Annotated in this window: 14 protein-coding genes; 3 read left to right on the top strand and 11 right to left on the bottom strand. The window is 37.3% G+C overall.

What is annotated here, in order from left to right; all coding sequences use genetic code 11:
• Positions 1–23: 23 nt before the first annotated feature.
• The 11 genes from PLJ10_04845 to PLJ10_04795 form a co-directional block, all read right to left on the bottom strand.
• On the bottom strand, positions 24–1,310 hold the full coding sequence (locus PLJ10_04845) for a diphosphate--fructose-6-phosphate 1-phosphotransferase (GenBank protein HOK08972.1): 1,287 nt from the start codon (positions 1,308–1,310) through the stop codon (positions 24–26).
• A gap of 91 nt (positions 1,311–1,401) precedes the next feature.
• Positions 1,402–2,655, bottom strand: a complete 1,254-nt coding sequence (locus PLJ10_04840) for a lactate racemase domain-containing protein (protein HOK08971.1) — start codon at positions 2,653–2,655, stop codon at positions 1,402–1,404.
• On the bottom strand, positions 2,652–3,803 hold the full coding sequence (gene pdxB, locus PLJ10_04835; protein ID HOK08970.1) for a 4-phosphoerythronate dehydrogenase PdxB: 1,152 nt from the start codon (positions 3,801–3,803) through the stop codon (positions 2,652–2,654). Before pdxB ends, PLJ10_04840 begins: the two co-directional genes overlap by 4 nt.
• A 29-nt stretch (positions 3,804–3,832) precedes the next feature.
• Positions 3,833–4,726, bottom strand: a complete 894-nt coding sequence (locus PLJ10_04830) for an HAD family hydrolase (GenBank protein HOK08969.1) — start codon at positions 4,724–4,726, stop codon at positions 3,833–3,835.
• A 30-nt stretch (positions 4,727–4,756) separates the two neighbouring features.
• A complete protein-coding gene (locus tag PLJ10_04825; protein HOK08968.1) occupies positions 4,757–5,590 on the bottom strand; it encodes an SDR family oxidoreductase in 834 nt (277 codons plus the stop codon).
• Between the two features lie 88 nt (positions 5,591–5,678).
• Positions 5,679–6,317 (bottom strand): class I SAM-dependent methyltransferase, encoded by a 639-nt coding sequence (locus tag PLJ10_04820; GenBank protein HOK08967.1) that lies wholly within the window; start codon positions 6,315–6,317, stop codon positions 5,679–5,681.
• Complete coding sequence (locus PLJ10_04815; protein ID HOK08966.1) at positions 6,310–7,137, bottom strand: metal ABC transporter permease; 828 nt, start codon at positions 7,135–7,137, stop codon at positions 6,310–6,312. Before PLJ10_04815 ends, PLJ10_04820 begins: the two co-directional genes overlap by 8 nt.
• Positions 7,138–7,152: 15 nt before the next feature.
• Complete coding sequence (locus tag PLJ10_04810) at positions 7,153–7,929, bottom strand: metal ABC transporter ATP-binding protein (GenBank protein HOK08965.1); 777 nt, start codon at positions 7,927–7,929, stop codon at positions 7,153–7,155.
• A gap of 32 nt (positions 7,930–7,961) precedes the next feature.
• Positions 7,962–8,822 carry a zinc ABC transporter substrate-binding protein gene (locus tag PLJ10_04805; protein ID HOK08964.1) on the bottom strand — a complete coding sequence of 287 codons (861 nt, stop codon included), beginning with the start codon at positions 8,820–8,822 and terminating at the stop codon, positions 7,962–7,964.
• Between the two features lie 17 nt (positions 8,823–8,839).
• Positions 8,840–9,808, bottom strand: a complete 969-nt coding sequence (locus PLJ10_04800; GenBank protein HOK08963.1) for a DUF1559 domain-containing protein — start codon at positions 9,806–9,808, stop codon at positions 8,840–8,842.
• Positions 9,809–9,937: 129 nt separating this feature from the next.
• On the bottom strand, positions 9,938–10,792 hold the full coding sequence (locus PLJ10_04795) for a hypothetical protein (GenBank protein HOK08962.1): 855 nt from the start codon (positions 10,790–10,792) through the stop codon (positions 9,938–9,940).
• Between the two features lie 182 nt (positions 10,793–10,974).
• Between PLJ10_04795 and ruvA the strand changes: the two genes are divergently transcribed.
• The 3 genes from ruvA (at position 10,975) to PLJ10_04780 (ending at position 16,000) form a co-directional block, all read left to right on the top strand.
• Positions 10,975–11,583: a Holliday junction branch migration protein RuvA gene (gene ruvA / locus PLJ10_04790; GenBank protein ID HOK08961.1), complete on the top strand. Its 609-nt coding sequence runs from the start codon at positions 10,975–10,977 to the stop codon at positions 11,581–11,583.
• Positions 11,580–12,614: a Holliday junction branch migration DNA helicase RuvB gene (gene ruvB, locus PLJ10_04785; protein HOK08960.1), complete on the top strand. Its 1,035-nt coding sequence runs from the start codon at positions 11,580–11,582 to the stop codon at positions 12,612–12,614. Before ruvA ends, ruvB begins: the two co-directional genes overlap by 4 nt.
• Before the next feature lie 206 nt (positions 12,615–12,820).
• The gene (locus PLJ10_04780; protein HOK08959.1) at positions 12,821–16,000 is read left to right on the top strand and encodes a PAS domain S-box protein; all 3,180 of its coding nucleotides are present in this window, start codon (positions 12,821–12,823) and stop codon (positions 15,998–16,000) included.
• Positions 16,001–16,009: the final 9 nt, after the last annotated feature.

The following is a 16,009-nucleotide window of genomic DNA, read 5'->3' as shown; positions in this document are numbered from 1 at the left end:
AATGAATAATTATATCGTAAATGCTATTTTCTATGCCCCTGAGGAACGTAGGCAGGTAATTTCTTTTCAGCAAAAATCGGTCTAAATTGAGTAAAGCGTTGTTTTCCATTCACCAATGGGACACTTGCCCATTCTTCACCGACCAATGGCATGGCATATTTAATAAAGTCGTCTGTTACATCAATTCTATTAGGGGCTATCCATGCTTCTGGGAACGTGCGTTCTGAATTAGCCACTTTTTCTAATGGAACTTTATCGTAATAGACGTGGTAAATAGTCCCAGGGGTTCTTAATATAGTTGCCATCCAGCCATTTTCACCTTCTAAAGCGATAAGCACTGCTTTTTGTGCAACATTGTAGGCTTCATCTAAATCAACAACAGAGGCATAAATAGCAGAAGAGCGTTGGTCTGTTCCCATGACCTGTCCTCGTGCAGAACCACGAACTGCCAAACCTTTTTCATTGAGAAGGTTTACTATTTTCTGGCTTGCAGTAAGTTTTGCAGAACCAAATTGAGTATGTCCGAAACTGTCTTTTAGTTCTCCAATCTCGCCGACTTCAAAGCCTTCACTTACTACAATAATACAACGACCATCGCGTTTTAGTTGGTCGTTTACAAGGTCGCACATTTGTTCAGGGGTAACTTTTGATTCAGTCATGTATATTTGAAGGGGTATCTGTCGGTCTGGGTCGGCTAAGCGTGCGGATGCTGGAATGAAACCAATTTTTCTGCCCATGGCTTGTAATACTAATACAGGGTCCGCTGGACAGGAACCGCGATTTTCCTCTTCAGCATTCTGAACCATACACATCCAGTAACGAGCGACACTTCCGTAACCTGGTGTGTGGTCTATAAGTTTGAATTCGGAATCTCCTACATCATTGTCTATTGTTTTTGGAATACCTACCGCCACCAGGTCGAGACCTTGCTCTAAGGCTAATTTGCTTACCTTGTTTGCAGTATCCATTGAATCGTTTCCACCGATATAAAAGAAATATCCGATGTCGTGGGCTTTCATTACATCAATAATTCGCTGATAATCTTCTTCTTGCCCTTTCTTTAATTTGTATCGGCATGTTCCAATAGAACCTGCTGCGGGGGTATGTCTCAATAAAGCAATTTCTTCTGGGTTTTGTTCGGATAAATTTAGAAGTTCTTCTTTAATAACGCCTTCAATTCCATGCCAACCAGCATAAACTGTCCCGAAGGTTTCGGGAAACATTTTGCACGTTTCTATTACACCTCGAAGTGAGTTGTTTATCACAGGACTCGGCCCACCTGATTGAGCAACGATAACATTTTTAGGCATTATCTTTATCTCCTTTCTAAAGTTAATTTGGATATATGGCATTTTAAGTTTATTTTAAATTACTGAGTTTCTTATGTGAAAGTATAAACATTTATGAGTTTTTTACTCGGTAGAGGATTTCCCCAGCTTGTGGAACAAAGAGAATCCCCTCATCTTCTCGATTTTTCCAATCCTCTATATTTATCGAATATGGGTCTCTATAACCTAAATTAATTTCTTCGCATATTTCTTTAGGAATAGATGTGGCTAAGGTTACTTTGACTCGTGGTTTTTCTATGCCGTTAATATAGGTTCCTATTCCGCGGACGTGTGTAGAATGAGCTAAAATACCACCTGGAATGTCGCGAAATTTGTCCATCTGTGCAAGGAAGTAGTCACGAGTATGATATCCGATTTTACGAATTAGGTGTCCATGTGTAACGCTAATCTCTTTGATATGAGGTCCGTAAATAATAAGTTCTCCGTCATCAGCAACAACAGGCTCTAATTTATACATACATTTTCCCGCTGTCCATATTTCATCATACATAAGAGGCGACTCTGCCAGAATAGAATGGTAAGCACGAGGTTTATAAATAATATGTGTTCTTGCTGATAAATCTGCTGCAACATCCCATGCCTCTTCAGGTGTTCCGAAAAAGATAGCACGGGTTTTGTCATGTTCCACATTCAGGGCAAAACAATATTTTTCTTTTTGTATCATGGAACTCGCATAGTCAATCAATTGGCGAACCGGTGTATGTTTAATACCGTTAATTTTTATGTTTGTTATCAATGCCCCCAACCAGTGGAATACATTAAGAAAATCAGGGCCTGAAATCCCCGGAAAGAAATATTTATTTCCCCCGCTAAAACCTACAACTTCATGAGGGAAAACGGGACCCACAATGAGGATAACATCATAATCAAGAATTACTCGGTTGATTTGAACAGGGACCTCTTGATTGAGCAAACCATTTGAGAATTCATAAACTTTTTCTTTCGAGATAATACCTAAAAGATGTAAGACATTCGGGTCCTGCCATGCATGATTGATAATTTTTATGTTTTTATATTTTGTATGTAGTTCTTCTGATGTAACACCTAATAACTTGCAAATCATACTTTCAGGTAGGGGAGGATGTGTCCCTAACGCAATGATATAATCTAATTTTGCTGTTTTAGGAGATAATGCTTCTGTTAGAGTTTTGAACATAAGAGGCATGGGCATACTACGCGTTTGGTCTGGAATAATAACGAGGACTTTTTTCCCTTGAACTTCTAATCCAGAACAAACTTTATGGACAAATTGAGAAATCTCTTCAGGCTTTAAAAAATTTTTTTCCGCAACACATTGTTGTATCATTTGCAATCCTTTATAATCTTAAAGCCTAATCGCTCAAATTGATTTGCCAAAATTGGATTATCTTTATTAAAACGGATAGTTGTATTGTGAAATTCCCGCCGAATGGGATAATTCTTTCGTAAGAGGTCGAAATAAGAACCTCGTTCACTTTCTTCTTTATTTTCTATTTCTCTTAACGCCTTATCATCTGCGGTTATATTATATATTTTGTGAACTATGGAATGTAGGATTAGTGGATTATTATCAGTTATGTGTATTTCCTTAATAGGAGGGTCGGGTAGATTTTTTCTGTAATCCCATGTAGGTTTTTCCTTTAGAAAATTACATAAAGCCAGATACAATTGATAAGTCCCATTTACCTTACCATCGAAAGAATATCCTGCAATGTGAGGGGTGCCTATTGTTACTTTTTTTAAAAGGTTAATATTAATATTCGGTTCATTCTCCCAGACATCAATAATAGAGTGAGAGATAATTCCCTGTTCGATTGCATTTAATAATGATTCTGTTTCTATAACCGCACCACGTGAGGTGTTGATGATTACAGTGCCTTTTTGTATCTTTGCAAAGAAATCTTTATCTGCCATGTGGAAGGTTGGATAGGGACTTTTTTTCTCTAAAGGAACATGGAAGGTAATAATGTCGCAATTTAAAATAGTTTCAAGCGATTCAAATAATGGGTAATTATTCATTTTTTCCGCGAGAGGTGGGTCATAAAGCACAGGAAACAAACCTAATGCAGGGACCTTCTTGGCAACACGAGAACCTACATTCCCTACACCCACAATACCTATTTTTTTACCTTGCAATTTGTATCCATGATTTTGTTCCAATTGAAGCAGTCCTGAAACTACATACTCCGCTACACTATTCGCATTCGACCCTGGGGCACTGGAAAAGGCAATACCTTTTGAGTTTATATAGTCGAGGTCAATGTGGTCATAGCCAATTGTTGCAGTACCAATAAAACGAATAGAAGACCCTTCAAGAAGGTCAGCATTTACCTTTGTGATAGAGCGAACCAAAAGAATATCTGCATTTTTAATAATGTCCTTTGTAATTTTTCTGCCATGGACAGTGATTACTTCTCCGAATTGGTTAAAACCTTCTTTTACATAAGGGATATTTTCATCTGCAATAATTAACATAGTTTTAATTGTTTTTATCTGTAAAAAATTTATCTTTTCCAGGGTGGAATTTCAGGTAAATATTTGTCAAATTCTTTGATAAGAGCAGTTTCATACTCTCCTTCAAAAGTGCCATTGAAAAAGCGGTCTAATCCTTCTTCGTAAAGTCGTTGCCATGACTCTTCTTCGTGACCTGGGTTGATGGGGAAAAACAATGCGTTATTGGCACGAGCCGCTTTAAGGTCGCCATAGGCATCGCCAATCATCAAGATATGATTTTTTTCGTATCGGTTTTCCGAAGCGAACTTAATATGTTCCGCCTTTGTACCTATTTCCTGTCCGCATATAACAAACACGTATTTGGCAAGGTCTTGCTCCTGCCATTCACGGACTAATGCTTCGGTCGGAGTTTGTGAACAGACCATAATATCTGCTTTTCCCTGAGATTTTTGAAGGCATTCTTCCACGAAGGGGAACGGAGGTAAACCACCTTTGACAATATCTTCAACCGTTTTATTAACTGCCTTACTCCATTGGAGCGTTATCTGCATATCCTCCTGGTCTGGATGTTCTTTGCAATATGTTTCCAATGCAGGATTGCCCAATTTTGTTTCTGTTTCAATCCATTTTCGCAAATTTGGTGTTTGTGGAATTTGAACTTTTCTTGCCTTGACTTTGTCCCAATCCATTAAGAGGTCAAAAACTTTTATGAGAGCAGGGAAACGGTTGGCTCCACGCCATTTGGAATAGAGATTTACAAATTCACATGCTTCACGGGCATATTTAGAGATGGCTTGGAGATTCCAATATTTAATTGTATTCGGTGTAAAACATTCTTTTTGTTTTAATTCCATTGTGTCAAAGGCACAACCATCGGAATCAATGGCGATTAAAAATGGAGAAGTGGGTTTGTGGTCTAATAATTTTTGAATATCTTCTTTCATTTTTTGTTCCTTTTTTTACATGTTTATTTATTACACGCCAGAAAATGCTGAAAATCCGCCGTCAACGGGAACTATGATACCTGTAACGAATTTTGATGCATCACTGGCAAGCCAGATAAGTGTTCCTATAAGATCTGATGGGTCACCATAGCGACCCATAGGAGTATGGGCTAATATCGTTTTCCCTCGGGTTGTAGGTTCTCCTGTTTTCTCGTCAATTAATAAATACCGATTTTGTTCACTTAGGAAAAAACCTGGGGCTATAGCATTAACTCTTAATTTTGGATTATATTCCTGAGCAAAATGTACTGCTAACCATTGGGTAAAATTGGCAACAGCAGATTTCGCAGCACTATAGCCAGGTATACGTGTTAACGGTCGAATAGCATTCATAGACGCAATATTGATGATAGAACCTCCTTCTGTATTCTTTATCATATATTTTCCGAATACCTGAGAAGGTATAATGGCACCACCTAATAAGTTCAAGTTAACGACTTTTTGGAAGGCATCGACGGGTATGTCAAAAAAACTTAATTCTGGGGATGTCGTTGCTTGTTTCATGTTGCCTCCTACACCGTTAACTAAAATATCAATTTTTCCCCATTCTTTAATTAGTTTATTAGCACATTCTTCGATGGTGCCCTTATCAAAAGCATCCATATATAGGGCAAGTGCTTTTCCACCTTGATTTTCAATTTTCTGTTTTAGTTCGTTTGCCTTGTCTAATAAAACATCTGCTATGGCAACAGATGCTCCAGCACGGGCTAATCCCTCAACCATCGATGTTCCAAGCACACCAGCACCTCCTGTAACGACAGCAGTTTTACCAGTCAAATCAAAAATAGAAATATCGCTACCCATAAAAGCATCCTTTTTGTTTAGTTCGGGATAAGGTAAGTTGATGTAGAAATTATATCAAAATGATAGGCATGATGTTAAACAGTTTGTTTTAGCGTGTCGCTATAAGCAGGTATCCTTCTTCATTGTCTTGAAAATGGTGCAAGTTTAAATTGGCATCTTTTAAAAACTGTGTTATTTCATTTATCTCTGGTATTACATGATTAGCCACAACACCGCCGACATGTTGATGAAATTCATTAATTGCTTTGCTGGGCTGTGAATGACAAACAACCCAGATTCCACCCTTTTTTAATACTCGGCTATGCTCTGTTATAGCTTGTTTTTTGTCTATTAAATGGGGGAATATCGAAAAGCAGATAATAACATCAGCAATTTCAGATTTAAGTGGCAGGAAATGGGCATCTGTGATTAGCCAATGACATGGAATTTTCTTAAATTTCATTTTACCATGCCAAATCATTTCACGTGAAACATCCACTTCAATTAGAGTTCCGTTCTGCTGTAAACGATTCCACAAATAAGGGACTAAAATCCCTGTTCCACAACCAATATCGAGGATTGTATTGGTGGGTTTGATATCAATATTTTTTAAAAGATTTTCTACTTTGTCCAACACACCTTCAGAGACATATGAATCCCATTGAGGTGCATGATGGTCAAAGAAATCTATAATTTCTTTTTGATGATGATATTGTTTGTCCGAGCACATAGGTTGTTTGTTAGACATTTTTTGTTCCTTTTATCTGTCTTTTGGGTGAAAAGATGGCAGATAGGATGAATATCACAGAAGAGATTAATATAATCGTAGCACCTGTAGGCAGATTATATTTGTATGAAAGAGCAATTCCACCCCAGCAAGAAATTACACCAAAGAGAACGGATAAAATGAGCATCGTTTTGAATCGGTAGGTAAGTTGATGTGCTGATGCGGAGGGATTTAACAACAAACTATAAATTAGCAAACCACCCACAGTTTGTAAAGAGACTGCAATGGTTAATCCCGTGGCAATTAATAGCAAGTAAAAAATAAGGGCGGTTGGTATTCCAACATACATAGCAATCTGACGATGACATAAAACTGCATGAATTTCTTTATAAAAAACAGTAAATAATAGCAATAAAAAAATAGCTATGCCCGCTAAAATATATATGTCAATCTGCGTTACGGTTAAGATGTTTCCCCAGAATAAACTCAAAGCACTGGCTTTAGAACCAGGAATCAGACCGAGAAAGAGAAAAGCCAATCCTAACATTGTTGAAAAGACAATACCTGTAGATGTGTCTGGGCTTAATTCCCCTCGGTCTGCAAGGGGTCCTACTATAGCAGAAGCAATAAGACTAAATAAAATAGCCCCTGCCAGAGGGTTCCAACCTACCCATAGCCCAAATAATGCCCCTGTAAATGCAGAGTGGGCAATACAAATCCCTAAGAAGGATAAATGCATCGTAACAATAAAAACGCCAACAATACTACAAGCAATTCCGGAGAAAAGTCCTGCAAGGATAGGGAGCCACAGATATTCGGGTATTCCTAATATATAATGCATAATTATACTTCTCTTTCAATGGTGTGAATGGTGAAACCCAAATCTACCAGAACAACAGAATCCATTCCCACCATATAAATCTTTTAATTTATCTTCTACCAATAGTTCTTCAGGTTTCCCATCTGCCCATATTTTACCATTTTGCAACATTACAACACGGTCGCATCGGTTGGGTATCATGGCTAATTCGTGAGTAACATATAACGTCGTAAATCGATGTAAATCCATCCTATGTTCAAGTAAATCTAAAATGTCTTTTTGTGCATTGGGGTCAATAGATGCTGTTGGTTCGTCGAGAAGTAAAATGGGTGCCTGTTGGACTAACGCACGGGCTATAGATGCTTTTTGCCGTTCTCCTCCGGAAATCTGTCCGATGGGTTTATTTGCTAAATGAGAAATACCAACCCACTTTATTGTAGAGTCAATTAAGTCCCAATCTACTTTAGTCAGAGGCTTACCTAACCCACAAATTCCTCCTCTCCCTATAGCTACTGATTCTCGAACTGTCATAGGTAATTTTGGATCTATTGATTCTACCTGAGCTACATGGGCGATTTTTCTGCGTAATAGGAAATTATAAGAAGAAGGAGTTTGCCCCAAAACTTTTACGGAACCTTTTTGAAATTTACATAAACCACATAATACCTTCAATAATGTGGTTTTCCCTGAACCGTTAGGTCCTAAAATTACAGTAAATTCTCCTTTTCGGAATGATAGATTAATATCATCGAGAGCGGTATGACTATTGTAATAAACGCTAACATTTTTTAGAATAATGATATTTTCAGACAAAACATCCCTTGACATGTAATTGACTTATTCGCTTAATGTGTATTTTTTACTGCTTTCAACAAAATATCTATATTATTTTGCACGCTTGCCTCCCATGAATTGCAACTTGGACAGGCATAAGGGAAACCTGACAATATAACAGATTGAGCATTTAATTCGGAGGCTAATCTTTTTACAAGTTCTATTTCACCACTTTGGAGGTTCTCAACAACAATTTTAGCTTTTTCTTTTTTCCCTTTACTCAGAATTTCTCCCCATAAGGATAAATTAATTTCTTCTGTTCGAGGGAAGGTAGCTACTACTTTAAAGCCTAACCAATTCATAAAATCACTTTGAAAAACCGAAGTAATAACTGGGAAATTCTCGGGCTGGAAAACCTTTATATTATTTAATATTTGCTGTTCAAAATTTAGGATTTCTTTTTTTCTTTTATCTATTTGCTGTTTGTAACTTTCCTCTGTTAATAAACCAGCTTTAATTAATTCTGCTCCTACTTTTTCTAAGCCAAGAATATAATTTTTAGGGACAAGCCAATTTCCTTCTACCTGAATATATACTACTTTTTCTGGGGAAGGATTTGTCCCACGAATAAGGCTTTTAATCGCAGGCAAGTCTTTCTGCCATGTATGTAAAATAACTAACTTGGCATTAATGAATTTTTCTATGTCACTGGGTTTGAGGTCGAAGTGCCCTGGACATAAATCTGGAGGTACTACAATCGCTAATTCTGTGTCTTTTCCTGTCAGGTCCTTAACTGCGGAATGAATGCCTGAAGTTCCAACGACAATAGGTTTGTCTGCGTATATGTGGGGCGATAAGAACCCGCCCCACATATAGCACGACACTGCTAAAACAAATAGGAGCCTAAAAGTAAAGATTGAAGAAGGTTTCATCACATAAATCCTAAATTCTATTGTAGCCCAAAATGTCCTACCTGCCTTGGTATTCCATAGTTGTTATCCTTGTCATCTATAACAGGGAATTTGGATGGATAACGGATAAATTCAACATGTCCATCCATGTAGAGAACATTACAACCACCGGGCATGTGGTTGAAAACAACTCCTCCCCCGGTAGTTGCAGAATCATTGGGATTACCAAATGTGTCGAACATAATAATAATTTCACTTTGTGCCTGTGCTGAAGCGGCAGGGTTATTTATATCTGTGATAGCAAAGCGTTCAATGCCTTCTCGTAAACGAGCACAATTATTGGTTGTTGCATAACCTTTTCCTAAAATGGCAGTCCATGGGAGTTTTGTGGTAACAGGAATGTCGTTATCAAAATTTTTTCTTTTTACAGGTGCAGTAACAGGGTTAACACCAATTATAGTTCCTGGAGGAATCGTTTCTATTTCTACAAGTGTTCCCGTTGCGTTCCACATACCGTAGAACTCCTCAATATTTGTAATAGCAAAACCGTGATACCAGTAAGAACGACCTAATGCAGCGGCACGGAAGTAACGCGCACTTAATCTATCATTATTTTCCTCTGCAATTTTAATGTGGTCTTCGATAGAACCATCGGGAATGCGTGCAGCGACATATTGCCCCTGCGCATCTACACCTGTATCTGATGGACATTTTGCAGTATTTAAATCATTCATATACTCAGGAAAGAAGCCTTCTGGGTCCGGTGATGCAAAAAGAGGAGCTCCATTAGGATTCGTGAAAGGTTGAAGTGGAGGAAATCTTTCTCCTTTTGCTTCGTTAGCGTACATTTTGAATGATAATCCAAATTGCTTTAGATTATTCTGACAACTGGACCTGCGTGCCGCTTCTCGTGCTCTTGCTAATGCAGGAAGCAATATTGCTGCCAAAATGCCAATGATTGCGATGACAACAAGAAGTTCGATAAGAGTAAAACCAGTTTTCTTCATAATGAACACTCCTATAAATTATTAGTTTATTTTTGTTAGTATTACTAATTAGCATAATAGTAATACCATAAAAAAGGGGTAAATGTCAAACCGGAATTTAAGAAAGATAGGTCAAATTATGTTTTGTCTTTAGTTTTCAGGGGTAGAACTTATGGGGATAGATGCATTTTGAGACTGGCTTTCCCCATAGATTGTGATAATATCTCTTCCACTTTCTTTATGTTTTGAAATACTTAAAACATTATGGTCTTGATTCCTGACATTTTTTTCAGCAAATTCTCGTGCTGATTGTTCATCATCGAAAACCTCAATATTTATATTGTCATATTCATCATATTTGTTTCGTAATTCCCTCGCTAATTCCTGAAGTTGTTCTTTTGAGCTTCCTGGTGGGACGACACCTACCACTCCTTTTACAGAAGGTGCATTGGTATTGAGTTGCTTCACCACTTCAGGATTTCGTCCCCATTCTTCTATTACCCGAAATGAGAATTGTTGGGGAGTAGTATCTTGCGATTGTTGTTCCCTATTTTGATTGTCAAGATTATCTATGGGTGGGTTGAGAGTTTGAAGGGTATTATTAATAGTACTGCCTGGAATAAATTTTGTGCTATCTTTTCTGTTGTTAAGATCTTCTGGAAATATAACGTTAACTCCAGAATTTTGTAATGCATCTCGAAGACGTTGATTTTCTGCTTCTAAATCTGCGATAACGTGGTTAACTAAATAATCTAATGTTTGTTGTATTTGTTGAAGGGCTATTTTCATATCTTGAAGTTCGCGAAATAAACGTTCATTTGAGTTGACAAATACTGTTGAGGATTCCTGTGTTTTATTATCCTTTATCTGAACTTCGACAGTAGAATTATCTTTTATTTCTGTTTCTTGAGCTTCCTGAACACTTACAGTAGGACTATTTTCAGCAAATGGGCATAGAAAACTAACAAGTGTTAGTATTAATAATATGGATAATTTTATTTTCATTGTGCATACCTTGTAAAAAATAGCCTTGTCTAATATCAACGGGTTTCATGATAAAATATTAGACTATTATATAAAAGAAGCCTTTAGTTTAATATTATTTGATATATTGTAATTTTTTTACAATGGTATTTTATACTTTTTATTCTATTATGAGACAATAAAGAAAACACGAGAGAAAAAATATGTTTGATTATCTACGTGGCGTGATAACAAAAGTTCGAACGAATACCTTAGTATTAGATATTCAAGGAGTGGGTTATCTATTGAATGTTCCTATTAGTTTATTAAACAAGGTACATGTAAATGAGGAAGCGATGTTCCCTGTTTATACTGTTTGGCGTGAAGATTCTGTTGATATATATGCTTTTGAAAGTGAGGAGCAGAAATTACTTTTCCAAAGGCTTATTGCGATAAGTGGGATTGGTCCCAAGATGGCAATAGCCATACTATCTACGCTTTCTGTAAACGATTTTCGCAAGGCAGTGATGGGAAACGACTATCATTTAATCGCCACTGCGCCAGGAATAGGGAAGAAGACAGCGCAACGGTTAATTTTGGAGTTCCGCAATAAGATGGGAGAAGATATTGAACTATCTGCTTTACTGACTCCACGAGAAGAGGTATTGCAGGACACAGATGAGGCATATCAGGCAATGGTATCCATGGGCTGTTCTGCAAGTGAGGCTAAGAGTGCGGTTTCCTTCGCAAGAAAACAATTAGGTGAAAATGCAAGTATTGAAGATTTAATTCGCATAGCATTGCGATATCTCAAAGGAGGGTTCCATTCATGAGTTCTGAACACATATTCGCTCCAGAACCAATAGAAGATGAAACCGCATTTGACGAGCAGATTAGGCCTCAGCGATTACAGGATTTTCCTGGGCAGGAGCCAGTAAAGGAAAAACTGCAAATTTCTATTCGTGCAGCAAAACAGAGAAAAGAGCCATTAGACCATATTTTGCTTTATGGTCCACCCGGTTTAGGGAAGACGACCCTTGCCCGAATTTTAGCCAATGAGATGGGTGTTACAATACATCAGACCTCAGGTCCTGTGTTAGAACGGCAAGCGGATTTATCCGCCATATTAACAGGTTTGAATGATTATGACATTTTATTTATTGATGAAATACATCGGTTAAATCGTGCTGTTGAAGAAACCCTTTACTCTGCTATGGAAGACTTTGAAATTGATATTATGTTGGGAAAAGGACCGACGGCACGTTCTATCAAGTTAGGATTAAAACCGTTTACTTTGATCGGAGCCACAACACGTGCAGGGCTACTAACGCCACCATTACGGGCGAGATTTGGGGATTCATGTCGGCTTGATTTTTATTCTCCACAGGAACTACAAACAATAATACTTCGTTCATCGCGAATTTTAAATGTGCCGATTGATGAAGATGCAGCGTTGGAAATTGCAAGACGTTCACGAGGAACAGCTCGTATTGCTAATCGATTGCTACGTAGGGTTCGGGATTATGCTCAGGTTAAAGGTGACGGTACAATAACATTGGCACTTGCTAACTCTGCCCTAAAATTGCTTCGAATAGATGATTTAGGGCTTGATGATATGGATAGGCTTTTAATGAAAACTGTTATTGAAAAATTTTCAGGTGGACCTGTAGGGCTTAATTCACTTGCAGTTGCTGTTGGTGAGGAACGTCAGACTCTTGAAGAAGTCCACGAGCCATATCTTATCCAAATTGGTTTTTTAAAGCGAACACCCCAAGGCAGGGTTGCTACACCATTGGCATACAAACATTTTGGATTAACTCCCCCCACATCGGATACCCCGTCTCTTTTTCCCGAAGATAAATAAAAAAACATAATGGCTTACATTACCTGCAAATAAAAAGTTATATTGACTGAGGCAAATCTAAAACAAAATAATGGGAATAAAAACAGTATGATTAAAGGTCTCAAAAGGATTTAACTCTATATATAATTTAAAAGGAATATATTGAATTTTAATATTTAGTATGAAATAGATTTATGGCTACCAAAATTTAATAGAAGGCAAAATGTATGAATAGCATACACATGAGGGAAATATTGAAAATATTGAAAAAGTCAGAAATTAGTTTTTTAATATGTCAAGTAAACGGGGTTATTGAAAGTTGTGATACAGAGACAAAAAAGCGACTATCAGGCAAAACAAGAGGAGGTAATATAATAGGGGAGTTGGTAAACAAATATGTTTCTATTATTTATCCTTATAAAGGAGTTCTCATCCCTGAAGATGCCTTTTATTGGATTCAAGTTTGGAGGATACATTCAGCGAAGAAGAAAGGCGAGTCAGAAAGAATTGGTATTTTAGGAATTAGGATTCAGAAAGAGTCAAAACAGCAAGAAAGGGTTTTATTTCTATTATTTCCAATAAAAGACACAAGAAACGAGATTTGGAGGTTTGAGGAGACAGAATTAAAACATCTTTTACAGGTTATAGAAGCATTGCCTATCCTTGTACTTCAGATTGACCACTCTGGAAAGATTTTATATGTAAATGATTATGTTAAAAAGTTAACAGGTTGGCTTCCTTCGGAAGTTAAGAACATGAATTGGTTTGATGTGTTCATACCTGAAGAAATTCAAGAGGAGACAATCCGATTCATTAAGGGTGGTGAACGAGTAGATGATATGGCACCATTTTCATTTGAAGGGGAAGTATTGACGAAAGACTCGCGACGGCTTCTAATTTTATGGGCATGTCTTCCCCTTTATTTTGGTGGTGATAGTGAAAAAACATTGATAATGTTGGGTCAGGAAATTACCACAGCACATCGCACAAAGTTGTTTAACAAAGCTACGCAATATCTAAAAAACTATGTCCAATGGATATGTGAAGACCTTGTTCGGGGCATACCTGAAGAAGACGTTTTTGGAGACTTTCTACGGAACACTCTTGAAATTATATCTTTTGAGGCTGGGGCTATTTTTAGGTTATCAGAACGAAAAGCCAGATTAATTACATCAGAAGGTTTAGATGAATCGTTACTTAAAACATTGCGGGAAATAACCATTGATAATATTATTATTTCTGAAATTTTGAGTAAAAAAGAGGTTGTAGAAGTATCTTCTTTGATGAGTGAATTAAAAATAGGGTTTCAAGATAAAGGTTTCGTAAAAATTTATGCTGGTCCTGTTTATAATGGCGATAAAGTCTCAGGTTTCATTATATTAGCGAGCACAAGTAAAGATACGCCAGAGGCAGAGGCAATACCACTTCTAAATATGATAATAAGTGAGCTGAGTTGGATTTTTTTATGGTATAGTGTTCAAGAGACACAAAGACGGCAGGGAAGACAGTATGAATTATTAGAGCGAATGCTCCCTTATGCACTTGTTTCGGTGGATGAAATGGGCTCCATCATGAGTGTCAATCGCGGTGGAATAAGTTTATTCGGTGTTGAAAATGAAGAGGAACTTCTAAATCAAAAAATCCAGATGTTTATCCCTAAGTGGGAAGAATATCTACAACAACTTAAACCAGCAGAAGGCTTTAATGTTGGTGAAATAGTAGAAACAGATATACTGACAGAAAAAGGAGAAAAAATTCCTGTTGAATGTGTTATGGGGCATTTTATCCTTGCCAGTCGATCTTTTTATATGGTTTTTCTGAGGGATATTCGCTGGAGGAAACAGGCAATTAAAACTATCCAAAAAGCAGAAGAAAAATTTCGGGAAATCTTTGAAAATGCAAATGATATTATATACACTCATGATTTGAATGGGAGATTTACCTCAATAAATAAAGCAGGACTAAATACCGCAGGGTATACTTTGGAGGAAATTTTAAGGTTAAATATTTTTCAAGTAGTGGCTCCAGAGTATCATGAAGAAGTAAAACAGAGGATAAAAAAGAAATTAGAGGGCGAACCTATATCAAAATACGAATTGGAGATTATCTCAAAAAATGGTAATAGAATCCCTATTGAGGTTAGTACTCGCCTTATCTATGAGAAAGGGATGCCTGTGGGAATACAGGGAATTGCACGTGATATTTCAGACCGTAGAAAAGCAGAGGAAGAACGGAAACAATTGGAGGCTCAAATCCTGCATACACAAAAATTGGAGAGTTTAGGTGTTCTTGCAGGTGGTATAGCACATGATTTTAATAACATACTTGTCGGTATCTTGGGAAATGCCGAATTAGTTTTAGCACGATTGCCCGAAGACTCCCCATTAAGAATATATTTGCGTCGGATTGAAGAATCTGCCCAACGAGCAGGGGAATTAACAAAGCAAATGTTAGCCTATTCTGGAAAGGGTACGATAACTCAAAAACCGATGAATTTGTCCGAACAAGCAGAAGAGATGGCTCCGTTATTATCTGCAATTGTATCTAAAAAAGCAACGATTGAGTACCATTTACCGAAAGAAGTACCTGCAATTCAAGGTGATGCTTCCCAAATACATCAAGTTATTATGAACCTTATTACAAATGCTTCTGAAGCATTAGGCGATGTTAAAGGGAGTATCGATGTTTCTGTCAAGGTAGTAGATTTAACGGAAGAACAAATTAAAAAAGGAGGTTTTTTGGAGAACGTTCCTGCGGGGAAGTATGTATGCCTCAAAGTTTCTGATACAGGTTGTGGTATGACTCCAGATGTATTGGTGAAAGTATTTGACCCCTTCTTTACGACTAAGTTTACAGGTAGAGGTTTAGGGCTTGCTACAGTCCTTGGAATTGTGCGTAGCCATAGAGGGACAATTCGGGTGGAAAGTGAACTTGGTAGAGGCACTACAGTTGAGGTCTATTTCCCTGTGGCAAAAATAATAACAGAAAATAATCTTGCTGAAAATAGCCAATTGGGAAAGCAAGGGCTAAAAACAAGTCAATATGTGGGAAAGATACTATTGGTTGATGATGAAGAAAGCGTTTTACAAGTTGCTGAGGAAACGATATCCTATTTGGGGTTCCAAGTTATTTTAGCAAGAAATGGTAAGGAGGCTTTAGAAAAAGTTTACCAACATAAAGATGATTTAAAAGGCGTGGTACTTGATGTAACAATGCCTGAGTTGGATGGTTTTGAAGTGTTCCAAAAAATGAACGAGATTTGTGCTAACATCCCTGTGATTTTATGTAGTGGATATTCAGAACAAGATATTTCTGAGAAATGTTCTAACATTAAGCCAGCAGGATTCCTACAAAAACCTTACCGTCCAGCTGATTTAGTGAAAATTTTAAAAAAGATATTGAAATAATATAAATAC

Origin of the sequence: Candidatus Hydrogenedens sp. (assembly GCA_035361075.1) — a bacterium.
Taxonomy (GTDB): Bacteria; Hydrogenedentota; Hydrogenedentia; order Hydrogenedentales; family Hydrogenedentaceae; genus Hydrogenedens.
Note: the sequence above shows the minus strand (reverse complement) of the source record. Positions and strands in the feature narration are given on the sequence as shown.

Bases quoted from the DNA above. Each gene is read 5' to 3' on its own strand.
- PLJ10_04845 (HOK08972.1), bottom strand. From the start codon at position 1,310: ATGCCTAAAAATGTTATCGTTGCTCAATCAGGTGGGCCGAGTCCTGTG.
- PLJ10_04840 (HOK08971.1), bottom strand. From the start codon at position 2,655: ATGATACAACAATGTGTTGCGGAAAAAAATTTTTTAAAGCCTGAAGAG.
- pdxB (HOK08970.1), bottom strand. From the start codon at position 3,803: ATGTTAATTATTGCAGATGAAAATATCCCTTATGTAAAAGAAGGTTTT.
- PLJ10_04830 (HOK08969.1), bottom strand. From the start codon at position 4,726: ATGAAAGAAGATATTCAAAAATTATTAGACCACAAACCCACTTCTCCA.
- PLJ10_04825 (HOK08968.1), bottom strand. From the start codon at position 5,590: ATGGGTAGCGATATTTCTATTTTTGATTTGACTGGTAAAACTGCTGTC.
- PLJ10_04820 (HOK08967.1), bottom strand. From the start codon at position 6,317: ATGTCTAACAAACAACCTATGTGCTCGGACAAACAATATCATCATCAA.
- PLJ10_04815 (HOK08966.1), bottom strand. From the start codon at position 7,137: ATGCATTATATATTAGGAATACCCGAATATCTGTGGCTCCCTATCCTT.
- PLJ10_04805 (HOK08964.1), bottom strand. From the start codon at position 8,822: ATGAAACCTTCTTCAATCTTTACTTTTAGGCTCCTATTTGTTTTAGCA.
- PLJ10_04800 (HOK08963.1), bottom strand. From the start codon at position 9,808: ATGAAGAAAACTGGTTTTACTCTTATCGAACTTCTTGTTGTCATCGCA.
- PLJ10_04795 (HOK08962.1), bottom strand. From the start codon at position 10,792: ATGAAAATAAAATTATCCATATTATTAATACTAACACTTGTTAGTTTT.
- ruvA (HOK08961.1), top strand. From the start codon at position 10,975: ATGTTTGATTATCTACGTGGCGTGATAACAAAAGTTCGAACGAATACC.
- ruvB (HOK08960.1), top strand. From the start codon at position 11,580: ATGAGTTCTGAACACATATTCGCTCCAGAACCAATAGAAGATGAAACC.
- PLJ10_04780 (HOK08959.1), top strand. From the start codon at position 12,821: ATGAATAGCATACACATGAGGGAAATATTGAAAATATTGAAAAAGTCA.